At 40.0% G+C, this 19,264-nt stretch carries 10 protein-coding genes; 7 read left to right on the top strand and 3 right to left on the bottom strand.

Annotation, left to right across the window (positions count from 1 at the left end; all coding sequences use genetic code 11):
* Positions 1 to 90 precede the first annotated feature (90 nt).
* From QWY93_RS13725 to QWY93_RS13740, 4 genes are all read left to right on the top strand, one after another.
* Positions 91 to 1,077 carry a metallophosphoesterase gene (locus QWY93_RS13725; protein ID WP_290248918.1) on the top strand — a complete coding sequence of 329 codons (987 nt, stop codon included), beginning with the start codon at positions 91 to 93 and terminating at the stop codon, positions 1,075 to 1,077.
* Entirely contained in the window at positions 1,077 to 2,858 is a 1,782-nt protein-coding gene (locus QWY93_RS13730; RefSeq protein WP_290248920.1) for a hypothetical protein, read from the top strand. The genes QWY93_RS13725 and QWY93_RS13730 overlap by 1 nt, the downstream gene beginning before the upstream one ends.
* Positions 2,858 to 4,165, top strand: coding sequence for a DUF4861 domain-containing protein (locus QWY93_RS13735; protein WP_290248921.1), 1,308 nt, complete (start codon positions 2,858 to 2,860; stop codon positions 4,163 to 4,165). The genes QWY93_RS13730 and QWY93_RS13735 overlap by 1 nt, the downstream gene beginning before the upstream one ends.
* 232 nt (positions 4,166 to 4,397) lie before the next feature.
* Positions 4,398 to 5,783, top strand: coding sequence for a glycoside hydrolase family 88/105 protein (locus tag QWY93_RS13740; RefSeq protein ID WP_290248922.1), 1,386 nt, complete (start codon positions 4,398 to 4,400; stop codon positions 5,781 to 5,783).
* A gap of 104 nt (positions 5,784 to 5,887) precedes the next feature.
* Here the strand turns inward: QWY93_RS13740 and QWY93_RS13745 are convergent, their stop codons facing one another.
* The 3 genes from QWY93_RS13745 to QWY93_RS13755 all read right to left on the bottom strand — a co-directional run bounded on the left by QWY93_RS13745 (position 5,888) and on the right by QWY93_RS13755 (position 10,033).
* The gene (locus QWY93_RS13745; RefSeq protein ID WP_290248923.1) at positions 5,888 to 6,601 is read right to left on the bottom strand and encodes an L-rhamnose mutarotase; all 714 of its coding nucleotides are present in this window, start codon (positions 6,599 to 6,601) and stop codon (positions 5,888 to 5,890) included.
* 15 nt (positions 6,602 to 6,616) lie between these two features.
* On the bottom strand, positions 6,617 to 8,584 hold the full coding sequence (locus QWY93_RS13750) for a right-handed parallel beta-helix repeat-containing protein (RefSeq protein ID WP_290248924.1): 1,968 nt from the start codon (positions 8,582 to 8,584) through the stop codon (positions 6,617 to 6,619).
* A gap of 414 nt (positions 8,585 to 8,998) precedes the next feature.
* Positions 8,999 to 10,033 (bottom strand): LacI family DNA-binding transcriptional regulator, encoded by a 1,035-nt coding sequence (locus QWY93_RS13755; RefSeq protein ID WP_290248925.1) that lies wholly within the window; start codon positions 10,031 to 10,033, stop codon positions 8,999 to 9,001.
* Between the two features lie 332 nt (positions 10,034 to 10,365).
* On the opposite strand from QWY93_RS13755, the gene QWY93_RS13760 reads away from it, so the two are divergent.
* From QWY93_RS13760 to QWY93_RS13770, 3 genes are all read left to right on the top strand, one after another.
* Positions 10,366 to 13,311 carry a glycosyl hydrolase 115 family protein gene (locus tag QWY93_RS13760; RefSeq protein ID WP_290248926.1) on the top strand — a complete coding sequence of 982 codons (2,946 nt, stop codon included), beginning with the start codon at positions 10,366 to 10,368 and terminating at the stop codon, positions 13,309 to 13,311.
* Positions 13,312 to 13,326: 15 nt separating this feature from the next.
* A complete protein-coding gene (uxuA, locus tag QWY93_RS13765; protein WP_290248927.1) occupies positions 13,327 to 14,481 on the top strand; it encodes a mannonate dehydratase in 1,155 nt (384 codons plus the stop codon).
* 1,549 nt (positions 14,482 to 16,030) lie between these two features.
* Positions 16,031 to 19,252: a SusC/RagA family TonB-linked outer membrane protein gene (locus QWY93_RS13770; protein ID WP_290248928.1), complete on the top strand. Its 3,222-nt coding sequence runs from the start codon at positions 16,031 to 16,033 to the stop codon at positions 19,250 to 19,252.
* The last annotated feature ends 12 nt before the right edge of the window (positions 19,253 to 19,264 follow it).

A 19,264-nucleotide genomic window follows, 5' to 3' on the forward strand; every position in this document is an offset into this window, starting at 1 on the left:
ATACGTATTGAAAAAGATTCCGGATACTGGTATATTTTAATCTTATACCCACTGAATTGTATATTGACATAAACCTAATAACTCCCTACAATGAAAAACAATCCTAACCTCTTGGCTTTTCTATTATTGGTTTTCTTGGCTTTTTCAAGCCCTTTGGACTACTGTATTGCTCAGGAAGGATTAAATAATGAAGGAAAATTGGAAATTCCGGAGGATGCGCTCAACTTTATTGTATTTGGAGACTGGGGAAGATTTGGGGATGACCATCAAAAAGAGGTAAGCAACCAAATGGCCAAAACAGCCAAGGCCAATGATGTTAGATTTTTCATTGTAACAGGTGATAATTTTTACCCCAAAGGTGTTGCCAGTATCCATGATCCCCATTGGAAATATTCATTGGAGGACATATATACCGACTTTGCACTCCAAAGAGAATGGTTTGTAGTACTGGGTAACCATGATTATATGGGGGATCCCGATGCACAGATAGCTTATTCGGATATTAGTAGACGTTGGGTGATGCCTTCCAGATATTATTCCAAAGAATTTAATCTTAGCGATGGAAGTGGAAAATCCATCAAATTTGCGATGATTGACACCAATCCTTTAATTCCTGAATTTTATTCCAATTTGGAATATGGCCCTAATGTTAGGGGGCAAGATACCACTGCCCAAAAAGCCTGGTTGGCAAAAGAACTTGCTGAAGATCAGGAAAAAGTGGAATGGAAAATAGTTGTTGGCCATCATCCTATGTATACAGGCAGCGATAAACGTCAGGAAGGCTACGATACCCGTAGAATTCGTAGATGCTTAGATGAAATGTTGGTTGAAAATGAGGTGGATGTATATTTGGCAGGCCATGATCATAGCCTGCAACATTTGATTCCTCATCAGGGGGTCCACCATTTTATTTCTGGGTCAGCTTCAGAAAAAACGCAGGCAGGGATGGTTCCTATTTCTGAATTTTCAGCATCCGCATATGGTTTTATGCTCCTTTCTGTCAATCAGGAAAAAATACTGGTTCATGTTCTCGATGAAAATGGTCAGGTTCTTTATAAAACTGAAATAACCAAATAATGAAAAATATTAGCAGGAATACCTTTTTGAAACAATCCATGGGCATTGGTGCTTCTTTGTTTTTAATGCCAACTTTATCTTTTCCAGGGTTTAGCAGGCCTGTTGGAATGGAAAAATCTGAATTATGGAATCGCATGGTTAAGGCCAATGATGAACATGTTCAAGCCTTAATGGATCATGGTGATGCAGCAAACAAGCACCGGGGAAGAAGCTTTGGTTATAATTTTGCCATGTTGGCATCTGCCTATTGTTGTCCAGATTCACAATTTTATGAAAGTACTAAAGTGGTAGATTTATTGGATTATACCACGGATAAACTTATAGAAAATCAAAGGCCTGATGGAACTATCAATGCGGGAAATTTAGAATCCCCGCCGGATACGGCTTTTATCATGGAACCTTTATGTGCTGGGGTTTATATCCTTAGTCAAAATAAAAATAATGAGCTTTCCCCGGTAAAATCAAAAATCAAAAAGTTTGTCCTGAAAACAGGGGAGGCTCTGGTTGTGGGAGGAGTTCACACCCCCAATCACCGTTGGGTGGTCTGCCATGCCCTTGCCAGGATCAATCAGCTTTACCCGGATAAAAAATATGTCAACCGTATTGATGAGTGGCTGAGTGAGGGGATTTATATGGATAAGGATGGCCATTATCCAGAGAGGAGTATGAATTATTCCGATGTGGAAAACAATGCTTTTATTGCTATGGGACGGTTACTGGACCGGCCAAAACTTTTTGAAGCTCCCCGGAAAAGTCTGGAAATGACCTATTATTATATGGAACCCAATGGGGATTTGGTAACCACTGATTCAAGGAGACAGGATCAGTATTCCCATAGAAGTATCGTGGTGCAATATCTTCACTATAGATTTTTGGCCATCCATGATGAAAATGGGGAGTTTGCCAATATTGTTAAGCAGATTGAAGGGTTCCCAGGTTTTGACAAAATAGTAGTCGAGGAAGCCCTTTTCCATTTTATGGAAAATGAAACCCTGCAAAAAGACCTTCCTGCAATCGAAAAAGTGCCTACCAATTTTGAAAAGGTTTTTGAAACCTCTGGTTTGGCCAGGATAAGGCGCGGAGATACTACCGCTACGATCTTTGGAGGAGTTGATTGGCCCCTGATTATTGCTTCAGGAAGGTCAGTAAGCCCCAACTTTTTTAGCTATAGAAATGGAAGTGCCATTCTTTGGTATATGCGCATGTCATCCAATTTCTTCAATATGGGACATTTCAGAAGTGAAGGACTTCAAAAGGATGGAGAAAAGTATGTGCTTTATCAAAAATTGGAAGCTCCCTATTACCAACCACTCCCTAAGCATCTTCAAAATGAAGAGGGTGATTACGAACTCACCCCAAGCGTGGATGGAAGGTTTTGGAGTAAAATGGCTTTTGACAAGCGACCAGTCAGCAATGTTAAAACGCTAGAAAGCAAGGTGACTTTAACCGAAAATAAGGGGAAAGTGGATTTATTATTTGACGTTTCCGGATTGGAAGGAGTGGAGGTAACCATTGAAATGTGTTTTGATAAGGAAGGCCAACTGAAAGGCGTTGAAGAGGCTAAGAAAGGTGAGGACAACTATTATCTGACTCAAGGAAAGGGAGCTTTCGAAAGGGATGGAGACAAAATCACTTTTGGCCCTGGCGTCAAATCCCATGAGAAAATCCACCGCCTTGACGGTGAAAAATATTCCGTTCATTTTGGTAGCCTTAGGACTGAAGGAAATCATGTTTACATTACCGGAATAACTCCATTTACGCATCAAATCACTTTTGAATAATGGGGAAGAAAAATAAACTAATGGCTATTGCATTTTGCCTTAGTCTACTCATTGGCTTGGCTTCCTGTCAAAGTCACTCTGAAAAGTATGATCTTGAACTGACCATTTCCAACCCTTCATCTGTCAACCTGAATGAAAAACCGGTTATTATTCCCAGGGAACAATTGGGTGAAATTAAGGAAGGCAATTTGGAGGTTTTATTGATTAGAAATGGCCAGGATACATTGCCTTCCCAAAGGACTGATAGGGATGGAGATGGGAGTTGGGATGAATTGTTCTTTTTATTGGATTTGCCAGGGAATTCCGCCGAAACAATCTTTTTGAAATGGGTTGATGAGGCTCCCCAATGGGAGGAAAGGACCTATGTGCGATTTGGGGTTAGGCCTTCCGAGGCTGATACAGTTAGCCCAGCTAAAAAAGACACATTTTATCCCGATGAACTTCCAGGGGTAATGGGATATCAACCTTATCAGACTGATGGGCCCTCTTGGGAAAATGACAAGGTGGGCTTTAGGCACTATCTGGATGGTAGGAATTCAAAAGATGTATTTGGGAAGAAAATAAGTGGTATGTCCCCCAGAAATGTGGGCATTAGTGAAAATGGGGTTACCGAAGATAATTACCATGTGATGGAGGCTTGGGGCAGGGATATTTTGTCGGTAGGGACCTCCGTTGGCATTGGAGGATACGCGCTAATGATTAAGGATAAATTGGCCAGGTTAGGGGTTACTCAGAAGGACAGCCTGAATAATGTAGTTGCAACTACTTTTGAAATCCTGGCCAATGGTCCTATCCGCTCACTGATGCAATTTAATTACCAAAACTGGAAACCGGAAAATACCGGAAGGACCTATCAAGTAAATGAAGAGACCCAAATATGGCCAGGTTTTTATGGTTATAAAAACTCGGTTACTTTTCATCAACTAAAAGGAGATGAAACAGGGCTGATTGGCTTGGTCAATATTAATACGGATAAGCAAGTCCGCGGAATGGAAGTAGGGGGTTTTCAAATCCTCTATACCCATGATAAACAAACCTATGAAAAAGAATGGTACCTGGGGCTTGCCCTGATTATTCCCAAGGAAGTTTACCAAGGTTGGATTGAAGCTCCTGAAGAAGGACAGATAATGGATAGTTTCCTTGCCAAGGTTCAAATACATGAGGGTAGGCCCTTGGATTATTATGCCATAGCGGCCTGGGAACTATCAGACCCCCGCTTTGCCAGGGAAAATTATTTTAAAACATACCTTGAAGATTTGGCAGCTCAATTAGAAGTAAAACCTATTATTGAGATTAGCCCTATGTAATTTGAAGTTGGTTATCGATTGGTGCGAGAATTAATTAATTGTGATTTGAAATTCGATCATCAAAACATTAATTCATTCAATAATAGCGATATAGGGATTAGGACTTAATAGGAGGACCTGTTTGAAACCCTTATAAATCAGTTCCATAGATTTTAGATATCCTGATATCTGGCCATACCCACCGATTTCATTGTAACCTCAAAATATTAATACCTACAAAAAAAAATCATTCATGAATTCTATATATAAATTCCCACGTACTTCTCGGAAGGGGAGAACTATTTCCATTTTAGCCTTTATTTGTTTTCTTTTTAGTTTTTCCCTTTTCGCCCAAGAAAAGCAAACAGATAGCAATACACCATTACACTTGATTCAACCTGATTACGCCGTTCCCTATGGAAAGGTAAGTCCAAAAAGTGTTGAAAGTGTCTTGGGTAAAATCAATTCCTATTTGGAGGACAAAACTCCAGTTACATTAAAAGATAAATCTTCAGGTGAAACAATTTCAGATTTGTCTCATTTTGCTTCGGAAGTTGAGTTGGTGGATGGGGATTTCCGGCTTTTTAGCTACGAATGGGGAGTTACCTATGCAGGGATGCTGGCAGCATTTGAGGCCACTGGAGATGAAAAATATAAGGATTACACAGATAAAAGGTTGACTTTTTTATCAAATCTTTATTCCCATCAAATACAAAAAGTGAAGGATAACTCATCTTATCAATCTCCTATTCCAAAAGTAATGCACCCCCATGCCCTGGATGATGCAGGTGCCTTATGTGCCGCTTTAATCAAAGCCCAAAAGGCTGGGGTAGAGGCTGATTTCAACCCTATAATTGATGATTTTATTGATTTCATTATAAACAAACAATTCAGACTGGAAGATGGGACTTTGGCCAGGAACCGTCCTTTGACACATACCCTTTGGTTGGATGATCTTTTTATGAGTGTTCCAGCCTTGGCTCAAATGGGTTCCAAGACAGGTGATTCCAAATACTTTGATGAGGCGGTAAAGCAGGTTTTAGCCTTTTCTGACCGGATGTTTAATGAGGAAAAAGGAATTTACATGCATGGCTGGGTAGAAGGAGTGGAACATTTTCCCCAGTTTCATTGGGGAAGAGCCAATGGTTGGGCTTTTATGACTTTGGTGGAATTATTAGATGTCCTTCCTGAAAACCATCCCGGCAGGGAGCAAGTGATGGCCTATTTTACTGGCCATGCAAAAGGTTTGGTAAGTTATCAATCCAACACCGGATTATGGCATCAACTTCTGGACCGGAATGATTCCTATCTGGAAACTTCCGCCTCTGCCATTTACACTTATGCCTTTGCCAAAGCGATTAACAAGGGTTGGTTGGATTACCGGGTGTTTGGTCCCTTGACTTTATTGGCTTGGTCTGGTGTAGCAGAACAGGTTAATGATGCGGGACAGGTGAAAGGAACATGTGTGGGAACTGGAATGGGGTTCGATCCCGCTTTTTACTATCACCGGCCGGTAAGTGTATATGCTGCCCATGGATATGGTCCGGTATTGTTGGCAGGAGCCGAAGTGATTAAATTATTGCAAAATCACCCTTACCATATTGATGAAACAGCAGTTCAGTTCCTGGTTGAAAAATGATAGGACCCTCTAAGAAAATCAAAGGAAGTCAAAAGGTGAAATAATCCTTTTGACTTTTCTAACATAACCATTCACTCTTGGTTTATTTGATGCCTAGTAAGGTCTCAATTTTTCTCCAAAAACACCCAAATTTCATCTTCTTCTGTACCTGGAATTCCCTCTTGATATTGGGACATGATGGCATTCCATTCGTCCACCCTTGGATTGTTTTCGGTAGTTTTGGGATTGAGTTCATCCAGGGTTTTTCCGGAGGGGATGGAAATTACAAGCAAAAGCTGGCGGCCATTTCTGAAAACCAATAATTGCTGAAATTCAGCATTGCAGAACCCTTCTGCTATTTCAGGCCATTCTTCAAATTGTGTTTTGTGATAATCCAGGTATTCCCGCTGCTTTGCCTGGTCTTCTACCAGGTTGGCAGTAAGTAGGTAGTCTTTCCATTGATCTGCCTTTGTTCTATTTTTGCAGCGTTCCTCCCTGTTGAAAGCGTAAAAAGGGTCTTGGTAAAATTTGGTTTTGACCTCTACCGGTGCATTATGGATCAACTTTGCAGTTCCAGTAGTATCTTTGGGCCATCCCCACAACAAAACATGGTTTTTCCATTGATATATATCCAAAGAAGTTCCCTGCTCCAAAAATGTCATTAAGGTTTCTTTGTCCTTTTCATTTTCCAGGATCAATTCATAACCTAGCCTAAAAACTTCTTTTTCAGTAATTTCTTTGTTTTCCTTTTGCCTATTGGAGGGGGAACAAGAAAAAAGGGCAAGGACAAAGGCCAGCAAAATGGCTGGCCTGATGTTATTGTTATTTGTGGTTTTCACGGTTTATTTTTCTAATTAGTGGAACACGTCCCTTTCCTTGAATTCTTTAGGAAAAATATTGATTCTTTCAGGCTCTTTTTCAGGAATGATATCCTGGTATTCCCTTTCTATACCAGCATGTTCAATGATTTCCTGGGCTTTTCCGGAGAATTCATCTTCCCTAAAGGAATAGGTTTCCTCAATGATGTCATTGGTCCCATTATCCATCAGGAGGTTGTTTTTGACATAATTTTCCCGGGCTACAATGTCATGGCATCTTTTGGTCCAAAGGTGCAGCCACATCCATTTATAACTTGGGTTTCCAACAACATTGCGGGTAATGGTCCAATAGGCAGATCCGTCATCAGGATAGATACACCTGGGCCCATTAAATACATAATTGCCTTCAATGGTGGAGTTGGGTTGCTCACCAAGCACATAAATGATACCTCCATCATCCAAAACCTGATGGGTGTTTCCTGCCTTATTATACCTGATATGGTTGTTTTTGGCTACTGTGGAGGCTGGGATATCGGAATTGCCCCACCACCAACCACAGGTAATGGCTCCATAGGGAGTCCATTCAATGTCGTTATGCTCAAACCTGGTATTGGCCACAAAAAATGAGGTGATTCCTTCCACCTGTCTAAAATCAAGACAAATATTCCTAAGGTAATTATTGGAAACCAAGATGTTTTCACAGAGCCCTTCCTTCTCAGGCCCAAATAAGTCACCATCACCAATCTTATAATGTTGGGGATGGCCAATGTTTACTGCATTTCCCAGGTTGTTATGGAAGACATTGCCAATAACTTCAGCGTTTTTGACATCATTGACCATATTGATGGCAATTGCAGCATTTATTTTTTCAAACCTGTTTCTCACAAAAGAGATATCCGATGCATTTTTGATTTCAATAGCTCCTCTTGGAACGTCAGTACTATTGTATTGGGTAGGATGCCAATTGCCACCTGGAATATATTTTACCGCTAGGGCCAAGCTTTGGATCCCTGCAAATCCATGTGAACCCGCTACTTCCATCAATTGCCAATCATCATGGGAAAAGGTGATTCCTTCAAACCCTATATGTCTAGCTTTAGCACTTGTTGAGCTTCCCTGGATTTTTATCAAGCCTTCAGAAGTAGGGGCAATGACCTCTGCTTTGGACATATCTTCGCCCAAACTATAATAGTAGAGCGTTTTTGTTTTTCTGTTAAAGTAAAACTCCCCAGGGGTATCCAATAACTCCATGGCATTTCGGATCACAAAGTTTTTATTGTAATTGATTTTTCCTGCCCAAGCCATAGTAGTGGCAATGGCCCCATAAGGCTGTTGGAGTTTTACAACAGTAGTATCGCCAAGGTGTTCAAATTCCCTGGCACAAAGAATTTTTTCGGTCCAGATGTTAAATTGAACCAGTTCAATATCTTCTGGATTATGGTATAAGCCAATGTCAGAAGAGGAGAATTTTATTCCATCAATTCCTGAGCCTTCACCAAATGCCCAATCTTCCTCACCAGAAATGTTAAATTTTCCCCAATTTCCCAATCCAGGAACAGGGGTTTCTGTACTTGCCATTCTCATTCTTTTTCCATTGACAAAAAGGGAACGGAGTTTGGAATCCCGGTCCAGCTGTGCTTTGTAGATATTTCCGCTAACCTTTTCCCAACCTGTAACCTGAAGTCCTCCGCTGATTACTGGTTGATCGTTTTCATAGGCTTTGAAAACCACATCATGACCATTTTTTCCGGAATGGCTTTGATTAAGAATGATTGGGGAGCCCAATGGATATCGCCCTTCATGCAGATATACATGGATATCTGATTGCATGGATTTGCTTTTTTGGGCAATGATATTAAGGGCTTGATGAATAGAAGTGGGGTTATTAAGGGTTCCTTTGGCTTTGTCTTTTCCACTTGGGCTAACATGGATTTCCTGCTGAGCGTGAGCAGAAAATACAACAGCAAATAAAAAAAGAGCGAATACCAGTCTATATTTTATCATATTCATTTTTCGGGTAAATTGAAAATCAACTCAAAAATTACCAGTTATTAAATTGAAATTTGCACACAATTAAACTGCGATCAAATTTATAAATCAAGGTGAAATGGGGTTAGGGGTTATAGAGCCGGATGAATAGTCTTGAATTGAAAGTAATTTTATTTTTTCCATTGCGAAATAAAAGAAAATTGATTTTAGATATTGGACATGGAATTGATGACGAAATTATACGAATACAATATACTAAAATACTGCATCCCAGTCCCGCGGCTGGTGTTTCCCATGATTATTTATTGTAACTGGTTTGGTCTAGGTATTCGGATAGGTTCTAGATCCGGGTCCCAACAACTAATTGGAAACTTTTGAATGGTGGATTACTTAAATACCATATACCCCATATACCAAATACTCTCCGGCCTATTTTCCTTTTCTCAATGAAGAAGCTCTGATAATCAAATGGGAACGCAAGGTAACCGTCTGTTGGGTTTTCTGGATGGTTTTTGAAGGGGCTTCAAGTTGGCTGATCAAATTTTTCATGGCCACTTCCCCCATTTCATACCCCGGATAATGGGTGGTGCTAAGCTTTGGCTCCACCATGCGGGATACCATGTCGTTGTTAAAACCAACAATTGCAATGTCTTCAGGGATTTTGATTCCTTGGCTTTTTAAAGTTTGAAGACAACTGGCCGCGCATATGTCATTGGAAACCAATATGCCATCGGGAAAAGGTTTCATTTGAAGGATTTTTTGAGCTAATTCTTCTCCAGAATTCTCATTTAAATCTGATTGAAGGACCTTGTCAAGGGAAAAAGGGATGTCATGGTCCATCAACGCATATTTATAACCTTTTAGTCGGTTGGCATATATGTTTATGTCAAGTTTACCCAATACATGAATGATTTGCTGACAACCTTGCTGGATGAGGTGTTTCGTGGAATTGTAGGTGGCCTGGGTGTTGTCGATAACAACACTGGAAAAGGGACCTTCTTCAGGAGTCCGGTCATAAAAAATTACAGGGATTCCCTTTTCTTTAAAAGGCAAAAAATGATGGATATTGGCTGTATCGTTGGACAAGGAAACCAAAAGGCCGTCCACCCGACTATTAAACATGGTTCTTGCATTGGTCTTTTCTTTTTCGATAGATTCTAGAGACTGGCTGATAATCAAGTTGTAACCTGTCTCATTGGCTATTTTTTCCATGCCTGCAATTACTGAGGATTGGAAAGAGCTGTTAAGCCTGGGTACAATGACACCAACGTTTTGGGTTTTTTTGCTTCGCAAATTGGATGCGAAAAAATTGGACCGGTATCCTAATTTTTCAGCCACTTGTAAAATCTTGGATTTTGTCTTTTCATTTACTGCAGGGTGATTATTTAGAGCCCGGCTTACCGTGGTTGGAGAAACTCCGATTTTATTGGCAATATCGTATATAGTGATTTCTTTATATTCCATCTTTTTCTAAAGGAGAATAGTTGAATTATTTAGCCATATTGATTCCACTAATTTTTGTCAATATTAAAGGTATGAAATCGGTTTCATTAAATAAATAATATTTTCACTTAAAAAGATTGTGCAATATCGTTTTATATTTGGTATAACCATTTTTTTATCAAAATTTAGCTTTTTTAACCCATAAAAAAACATGAAATCGGTTGCAATAATTAGTAATAATATTGAGCTTTAGGGGATTAAAAAGGGAACCTTGATCAAATCGGTGGTTCCTTATTTAAAAGAAAAGGAAATACATCTATTTGGCCCGCAAAAAGTTTACAAAACTAACTGTTATGAACGACCCAATTGTAAAAGTGTTTAAGGATAAAATATTGAAAGCCCGAAAAGTCACAATTTTTCCTGTTTTTTTATTGGTTTTGTGGGGATGTGCAGGGAATAACCCTGTTATTTCACGGACAGAAGGTGTCAATTTTGAGATCAACGAAAACTCAACCATTGTTTATGATAAAAATGGTAGTGATCTTGATTCCATTTCCGCTCATTTATTATCTGAAGATATTGAAAGGGTGATTGGAAAGCGGCCGATAGTAGCCACTTCTTTTCCTTCCAATGGCCAAAGTGTGATTTTAATCGGGAAAATTGAAAGTGAAATTATCAGAAATTTTTTGGGGAAGGAAGTGCAAGAATTGGAGCATCTAAAAGGGGGATGGGAAAGATTTTCCCTGAAAGTCCATCCAATAAAGGGTCAGGAAAATCCTGGAAAATGCTTGGTGATAGCTGGTTCAGATGATAGGGGAACTGCTTTTGGGGCTTTTGAAATCTCTGAAAGAATTGGCGTTTCCCCTTGGTATTGGTGGGCAGATGTTCCGGTGGAGAAACAGGAGCGGGTAACTTTAGCAGACTTGCCTTATGTGTCCAATACTCCTTCTGTTAAATATCGCGGGATTTTTCTCAATGATGAGGATTGGGGATTACAGCCTTGGGCTGAAAAGACCTTTGAATCATCCACAGGAGATATTGGGCCCAAGACCTATGCTAAGATTTTTGAATTATTGTTGCGCTTGAAGGCGAATTATATCTGGCCGGCCATGCACCCAAGCACCAAGGCCTTCTTTCATTATCCCGGCAATCCGGAAATGGCCATGGTTTATCAAATTGTGGTGGGAACGTCCCATGCAGAACCCATGCTAAGAAATAATGTAGATGAATGGGATCACCATGAAATGGGAGATTTTAATTACCAGACCAACAAGGAACAAGTTTATTCTTATTGGGAAAAAAGGGTGAAAGAAAGCCAGGGGCTTAATGCAATTTATACCGTTGGTATGAGGGGAATCCATGACAGCGGAATGGAAGGAGTGGATAGTTATGATCAGGCAGCTGGTATTTTGGAAAATGTGATTGCAGACCAAAGAGGCCTGATTTCAGAATATATTTCGAAGGATGTTGAGGAAATTCCCCAGGCATTTACAGCCTACAAAGAAGTATTGGATATTTATGATGCCGGATTGGATTTGCCAGAAGATATCACCATGATTTGGCCGGATGACAACTATGGGTATATCAGAAGATTGAGCAATGCGGAAGAAAGAAATAGAGAAGGTGGGACAGGGGTTTATTATCACGCTTCTTACTGGGGAAGGCCCCATGATTACCTTTGGTTGAGCACAACCCATCCTGCCTTGATTCGAGAGGAAATGATGAAAGCCTATGAAATGGATTGCAGGGAAATTTGGGTGTTGAATGTGGGAGATATCAAGCCATTGGAGTACAATATTGAACTTTTTATGGATATGGCTTATCAGGCTGACCCTTTTAAGGATCCAAGCTATTCCAAAAAACATCTTAATGATTGGTACCAATCTATTTTTGGAAAACAAGGAAAGGAATTGGGTGAAATCATATGGACTTATTATGACCTGGCTTTTGAGAGGAGACCCGAATTTATGGGTTGGAGCCAGACCGAACCTACCACCCCGGTATATTCTTCAGCCTATGCCCATAAAAGCTGGGGTGATGAAGCCCAAAAACGTTTGGATGCCTATAAAAATCTGGAATCACGCATTGAGGATATTAAAGCTTCAATGCCTGAAAAAGAATTTCCAGCTTTTTATCAGTTAGGCTATTATCCTGTAATATCAGCCTCATTGATGAATCAGAAATTCCTCTACAAGGACAAGGCGATGCACTATGCAGAAGAAGATCGGCTTTCTGCTCTAAATTATAAAGCAAGGAGTGAAGAAGCTTATGATAAAATTGTTAATGAAACTGAATTTTACAATCAGGAATTGATTGGAGGAAAATGGAATCATATGATGGATATGGCCCCCAGGAACCTTCCAGTGTACCAAAAGCCGAAAATTGAATTGCCTAATGGGAATTCCGCTCAAAATTTGGTAGGAATAAGCCCTGAGAAATCTGCTTTTGCCAAGGGAAATGAAGACTTTCCGGAATTTAATTCCTGGACAGACCAAAAGCATTTTTTAGATGTCTATTTAAAGCAAAAAGGGGAAGCTAATTGGAGGGTAAAAGCATCTCAGGAATGGATTGAGGTGAGCAAGCAGGAAGGAAAAATTTCTTCCCAAATAGGCCCCTTGGAGGAAAGAATTTGGGTAAATATCGATTGGTCGAAGGTGGAGAAGGAAAATTTTGAAGAAGAAATTGTGATCCAGGCCGGAAATCAGGATTTCACTTTTGCGGTCAAGGGAGAAAAAAGACCATTGCCCCCAGAGGAAATAAAACACCTTGAGGGCAATCACTTTGTAGTGATCAATGCGGAGGATTATTCACAATCCCAAGCTTCAAATGGACAAAAATGGGAAAAGGTTGTTGGCTTGGGACATAGTGGGGCTGTCATGCAGTCCTTGCCATTAAAGGCTCCAAGTATTTCAGAGGATAATATTTCTGAAAATTCTTCTCATTTGAGCTATGATTTCTTCCTGCATCATAATTCAGAGGATGCTGAAATATTATTTACAGCTATTCCTACACATCCACTGACGGATCAAAATGAATTGCGGATTGCATATTCGGTAGATAAAGGTCCGGTTAAAGTGGTGGATTTTGAAACCCATGGCAGGAGTGAAGAATGGAAGGAAAACGTATTGTCGAATAAAACCACAAAGGGAATTAAGGTAGGACCTTTAGAGAAAGGAAAACACAGTGTAAAAGTTTATTGGGTTGACCCAGGGGTGTTGTTGGATTATGTGTACATCGACCTGGCTGGAATAGATTTCCCTTATGGAAAGTTGCCTTCGACTCAATTTAATAATCAATAATAGAGATATAATAAAATGAAATTATACCAAACATGGAGATGGTACGGGCCAAATGATCCGGTAAGTTTGCAGGACATTCGTCAGGCAGGGGCAAAAGGAGTAGTTTCTGCCCTGCATCAAATTCCTCATGGGGAAGTTTGGCCGGTGGAGATGATCCGGGAAAGGAAGGAATTGATTGAGGCTGCTGGACTGGAATGGGCATTGGTGGAGAGTGTACCAGTACATGAAGCCATCAAAACCCGCAATAAGGATTGTGAATTTTATCTTAAAAATTACCGGCAGACCCTAAAGAATTTGGCTTCCTGTGGGATCAAAACTGTTTGCTATAATTTTATGCCGGTTTTGGATTGGACAAGGACCGATTTGGCCTGGCCACTGGACAATGGAGCCAAAGCCCTTTATCTGGATTGGACCGATTTGGCGGTATTTGATCTAAAGATTCTAAAAAGGAAAGATGCAGAGGATTTTTACAAAAAAGCCATTTTAGACAAAGTAGAAGATCGATACCAATCCATGTCCAAAAAGCAGTTGGATGAACTGGTGGAAGTCATTTTGATGGGTGTGCCTACCGAAGGAGGGGTGACATTGGAAGCATTACAGGAAAGCATTGGAATTTATGAAAAGATAGGCAAGCAAGGCCTACAGGAAAACCTGGCTTATTTTCTCTCCAGCATTGCAGATGTATGTGAGGAGGAAGGCATACAGATGACCATTCACCCGGATGATCCCCCATTTCCTATTTTGGGCTTGCCAAGGATAGCTTCCAGTAAGGAGGATTTAGAATTTATTATCAAAGCGGTGGACCAGCCTTTTAATGGGATTTGCTTTTGCACCGGTTCCTTGGGTGCAGGTGCCCATAATGATTTGCCAGGCATTTTGGAGGCAGTAGGGCAGCGGGTTTATTTTGCCCACCTAAGGAATGTGAAAAAAGATGAATTAGGGAATTTCCATGAATCAGACCATTTGGATGGGGATGTGGATATGGTGGCAATCATGCGGCAACTGGTAAAACTCAATGCCAACAGGGAGAAGCCAATTCCTTTCCGCCCGGACCATGGGCATCAAATGCTGGATGATCTCCAAAAAGTCACCAATCCGGGATATTCTGCCATCGGTAGGTTAAAAGGACTGGCAGAGCTGAGAGGCTTGGAAATGGGATTGATGAGGTAGGTTATTAGGTATTTGGGAGGAATTTGGGGAACGTATTAGTGGGTATTTATGGTATGTGGATATTTTGTGTATAATTCAGTTCGAAATAAAAGGCATTCCCATTTGCCTGAGGCCAACGCTATTAAAATAGGAAGGGGCCTCAGTTCCTTAATTTATTTAAGTCGAAAAATCCTCAAAAACATTTATTGGGAAAAATTGTAATTATTAAGAAAAACCAAGGGATACAGAAAAGGTCCAATATATATTCCCCGGGTACCGGCTTACAAAAGCAATCACCCGGGGATATTTTTCTTAGTTAAAGGGCATTGGTGAAATTCTCAAGCTTTGAGAAAAAAAATCTGTTTGAGTTGAAATCCTGCCAAAAGGTGGTGGGTTTTGGTGCTGTTTCAGGCTAATAGTTTTTGGATTTAAATGTACTTAAACTCTATGGCCAATTGTAAATATCCAGCTCCAGATTGTTTTCACAGCAAGCAATGGTGAAGGCCAATAAACTTATTTTTAATGCAATTAAAATTTTTCTTTTTCCCTACCAGGTGAGAGTATCCCTAACTTAAGTTGTAATTGATCTGCCTCTAAGAAATTGGCTCACAAAGTAGGTGGTTTTAGAACTATAACAAATGGTAGGGAACCAGTAAAACCAAGCCAAATCTTATCTTCCAACTTGAAATTTAATATTTACGTGCCTACCTCTCCACTTTTGGTTTAGACTTTATTGATCTTAAAAAAACATTCCCGATTAAACCAAAACCTAAACGCAATTTTTATAAAAACTCATAATAAAATCTGTTTTTTATAGCGGTAAGTTGTTGATATACAGTGCTTTGACTTAAGTGAAACAAAGATTTTTAATAAATGTATTAATATTATTTTACAGACACTTTAAAGTAACTTTTGCCTTTGTAATTAACACTTTTAATAAACGCAACAATGTAGTTAAAGTGCTGGTAATCAGTGTTTTGACTCAATATGCTGATAGTGGTTTTTACTTAAGTTCTTGATACATTTGGATTATTCAAAAAACAAAAACCCAATTTAATATGAAAAAACACTACTCTAAAGTCAAAACAGATAAAGACAATTCTAATGAAATCCATTTTTCTAGTTTAAAAAGGTGGATTCAATTTTTTACCCATCTATATGATTTTTGTCCTGATGTATATTATCCCAGGGTAAAAGTTCACCCACCAATCTCCTTATAATTATTGAGATTGATTTACACTGAAAGGTAGATTCTCATCATTATTAGTTCCAATATAATAACTATCCAAAGGGCCAAGGTTTTATCAGAATTTACACTCCGGAAATAGGAATTAAATAAAAAAAATAAAACGATTGCAAGGAGGGTTAGATGGAAATTGGTAAGGAATTAATTGATGAAGAATGGAATGTGAAAAATAATAACCCAAAAAATCAATAAACTATGAAAAAATCCAAAACAGTAGTTGAAAGATGGCAGAAAGGATTCCTTTTCTGCCTAAAAGCCTATAAATAATGTTCGATTTAATAGGCTGAATCTCAAGTTTTATCTACTTAAAATAATAAATAAAGTATGGAAAGATCAATACCAAGGCAAATTCATTTGCTTTCCAAATTTTTGTTGGGAGTCTTTGTCTTTCAGTTGTTTCTGACGACTGGATTAAAGGCTGGAACCGACAATTACCTTGAAGTTCCTGCAAAAGGGTCCAATACAAAAAATAGCTCCAATAACCCAGACCCTTTTGGTGAGTCATTGATGGTATTAGTTAATATAACAGGAAAAGTAATATCCGAATCAGATGGAATGCCAATTCCTGGTGTGACGGTTCGAGTAGAAGGCACAACCAAGGGAACGGTAACCAATGTGGATGGAGAATATAGCATCGATGTAAACGAAGGAGATGTCCTCGTATTTAGCTTTGTGGGCTTTATAAAGCAAAAAGTTACCGTTGGGACCCAGAGTACAATCGATATTTATTTAAAGGAAGACATGCAGTCTTTGGATGAAGTTGTTGTAGTTGGTTATGCAGAGCAGAAAAAAGAAACTATTGTTGGGGCTATTACCCAAACTGATGGTGAGGTTTTGAAAAGAACTGGTGGAGTTTCAAATGTAGGTCAAGCGTTGACTGGTAATCTTCCAGGAGTAATAACAACCGCAAGTACAGGTCTCCCCGGTGAGGAAATGCCACAAATTGTTATCCGTGGACAGAACAGTTGGAATGGAAACTCCCCATTGATCCTGGTGGATGGGGTAGAACGGCCAGAATTTTTTAGCACCATGGATATCAATTCAGTGGAATCGATTTCTGTATTAAAGGATGCTTCAGCAACTGCCGTATTTGGATCCAGGGGAGCTAATGGTGTTATCATAGTGACCACAAAGAGGGGACGTGAAGGAAAAGCTGAAATTACAGCCAATTTCAGTTCTACCATGAAATCGGTTTCCAAGTTGCCTGGTAAACTGGATTCCTATGATGCCATTGGGGTAAGAAACCGAGCTATTGAACGTGAATTGTCATTGAGCCCCGACAGTTGGGATGAAATGATTCCCCAAGACATGAGATTAAAGTACCGATTTCCAGCCAATCTGGAAGAAATGGAAAGGTATCCAAATGTAAACTGGCAGGATGTGGTATTCAAAGATCAGGCTATGGCTTATAATGCCAATGTAGGGATTCGCGGTGGTACTGAATTTACCAAGTATTTTGCAAGTATTGATTATCAGTATGAAGGCGATTTGTTCCGCAAATTTGATACGGGAAGAGGCTACCAAGCAGGTTTTAACTATAATAGGATTAATTTTAGAAGTAACCTCGATTTTAAGCTGACACCTTCTACCAAATTGGGAGTGAACCTTGGTGGTACTTACGGTGTTCGACAAGCTCCCTGGGCCTATGATTTTCCTGAGGGATACTGGAATTCTGCCTATAAAAGCCCACCGGATGCTTTTATGCCACGATATTCTGATGGAGCTTATGGGCGATATGCACCTTCAGATTACGCAGTTCAAAATTCCTTGTTGAATTTGGCAGCCAGTGGGGCTGAATACATCACTACTACCCGTCTGTCCACCAACTTTGTTTTGGAGCAAGACCTGGATATGGTCATAAAAGGACTGAATTTTAGAGGGACCCTTGCGGTGGATAATTCCTTTCGGGAAAATGATCGGGGAATAAATGACCTTTATAATAGTCCCTTTACCAAATGGATTGATCCCGTTACCGGAAACCCCGTTTATACTAATCTTTTGGATGGCAATACACGTTTTGACTTTGTTGAGGCCATTACTTGGGACAATGTAGGAGGAACGGTTCAAGGAGCACAGAGACGGGTTTTTTACCAGTTGCAGTTGAATTATGCTGGAAATATTGATGATAAGCATAATTACTCTGTGATGGGATTGATGAACAGACAGCAAGATGCCATTGGTAGTGTAATACCAAGTTACCGGGAGGATTGGGTGTTCAGGACTACTTATGATTATAAAAATAAGTACATGATCGAATACAACGGTGCCTATAATGGCTCTGAAAAATTCTCTCCGGAAAATCGTTTTGCATTTTTCTCGTCAGGAGGCTTAGGCTGGAATATTTCCGAAGAGGGTTTTATAAAAGACCTCACTTTTGTGGACCGGCTAAAGCTTAGGGCTTCTTATGGAGAAGTGGGGGATGATAATATTGGGGGAAGATTCCTGTTTATGGACCAATGGTCTTATGGTGGTAATTCCCAAATGGGTGTGATTGGTCAAGGTGGAGAAAACAGCCCTTATACCTGGTTCCAGCAAAATTCGGTTGGTAATCCGAATGTCAAATGGGAAACAGTTTATAAGTACAACTTAGGGCTTGAATTCGGACTTTTTCAAGGCCTAATCAATGGTAGTGTGGATTGGTTCAGAGACAACAGGATCGATATCCTAATGGCCAGCGGCCGTTCTGTACCCAGTTATTATGGAGCCAACGCTCCTGCTGCCAACCTGGGAAAGGTAGAAACTGAGGGTTACGAACTTACTTTAGGCCTCAACCACACTTTTGACAGCGGGATTAGGCTTTGGGGTGATTTTGCCATGACCCATGCCATAGATCAGGTAATTAATAGAGATGATCCCGAATTGCGACCTGACTACCAAAAGAATGCGGGCTATCAGCTGGGACAATACCGAAGTCATATCAGTGCGGGATATTATAATACCTGGGATGAACTATATGGAAGTCCCCAGCATAATACCAATGATATGTCCAAACTTCCCGGAAATTACAACATCGTTGATTTTAATGGTGATGGTGTAATTGATAGCTTCGATTCAGCTCCTTATGGGTATTCAGGGGTCCCTCAGAATACCTACAGTACCAATGTAGGTGTAGAATATAAAGGGCTGAGCTTATTCCTTCAGTTTTATGGAGTTAACAATGTGACCAGAGATGTCTATCTGACCAGTTTGGCAGGTGGGCTGAACATAGTATATGATGAAGGTACTTATTGGTCCAAAGAAAATGCCAATGCTGATTCTCCCTTACCGAGATGGCGATCTCAGCCTTCCAGCTACAATTACGGTCCCAGGTACCTCTATGATGGATCCTACCTAAGACTAAAGAATGCGGAAATCGCTTATAATTTCCAGTCGGACTGGGTCAGAAAAATGGGCATGAGCAATATGCGCTTATACGTAAATGGCAATAACCTGCTGCTATGGACTGACATGCCGGATGACAGGGAGTCCAATTTTGGAGGACCATCCTACCAAGGAGCCTATCCTACAGTAAGAAGGGTCAATCTGGGTCTAAATGTTACATTCTAAACGAGCCAATCC

Origin of the sequence: Echinicola jeungdonensis, assembly GCF_030409905.1 — a bacterium.
In the GTDB taxonomy this organism is placed as follows: Bacteria; Bacteroidota; Bacteroidia; order Cytophagales; family Cyclobacteriaceae; genus Echinicola; species Echinicola jeungdonensis.

Excerpts from the sequence above, each read along its gene's own strand:
- QWY93_RS13725 (WP_290248918.1), top strand. The coding sequence starts at position 91 with ATGAAAAACAATCCTAACCTCTTGGCTTTTCTATTATTGGTTTTCTTG.
- QWY93_RS13730 (WP_290248920.1), top strand. The coding sequence starts at position 1,077 with ATGAAAAATATTAGCAGGAATACCTTTTTGAAACAATCCATGGGCATT.
- QWY93_RS13735 (WP_290248921.1), top strand. The coding sequence starts at position 2,858 with ATGGGGAAGAAAAATAAACTAATGGCTATTGCATTTTGCCTTAGTCTA.
- QWY93_RS13740 (WP_290248922.1), top strand. The coding sequence starts at position 4,398 with ATGAATTCTATATATAAATTCCCACGTACTTCTCGGAAGGGGAGAACT.
- QWY93_RS13750 (WP_290248924.1), bottom strand. The coding sequence starts at position 8,584 with ATGATAAAATATAGACTGGTATTCGCTCTTTTTTTATTTGCTGTTGTA.
- QWY93_RS13755 (WP_290248925.1), bottom strand. The coding sequence starts at position 10,033 with ATGGAATATAAAGAAATCACTATATACGATATTGCCAATAAAATCGGA.
- QWY93_RS13760 (WP_290248926.1), top strand. The coding sequence starts at position 10,366 with ATGAACGACCCAATTGTAAAAGTGTTTAAGGATAAAATATTGAAAGCC.
- uxuA (WP_290248927.1), top strand. The coding sequence starts at position 13,327 with ATGAAATTATACCAAACATGGAGATGGTACGGGCCAAATGATCCGGTA.
- QWY93_RS13770 (WP_290248928.1), top strand. The coding sequence starts at position 16,031 with ATGGAAAGATCAATACCAAGGCAAATTCATTTGCTTTCCAAATTTTTG.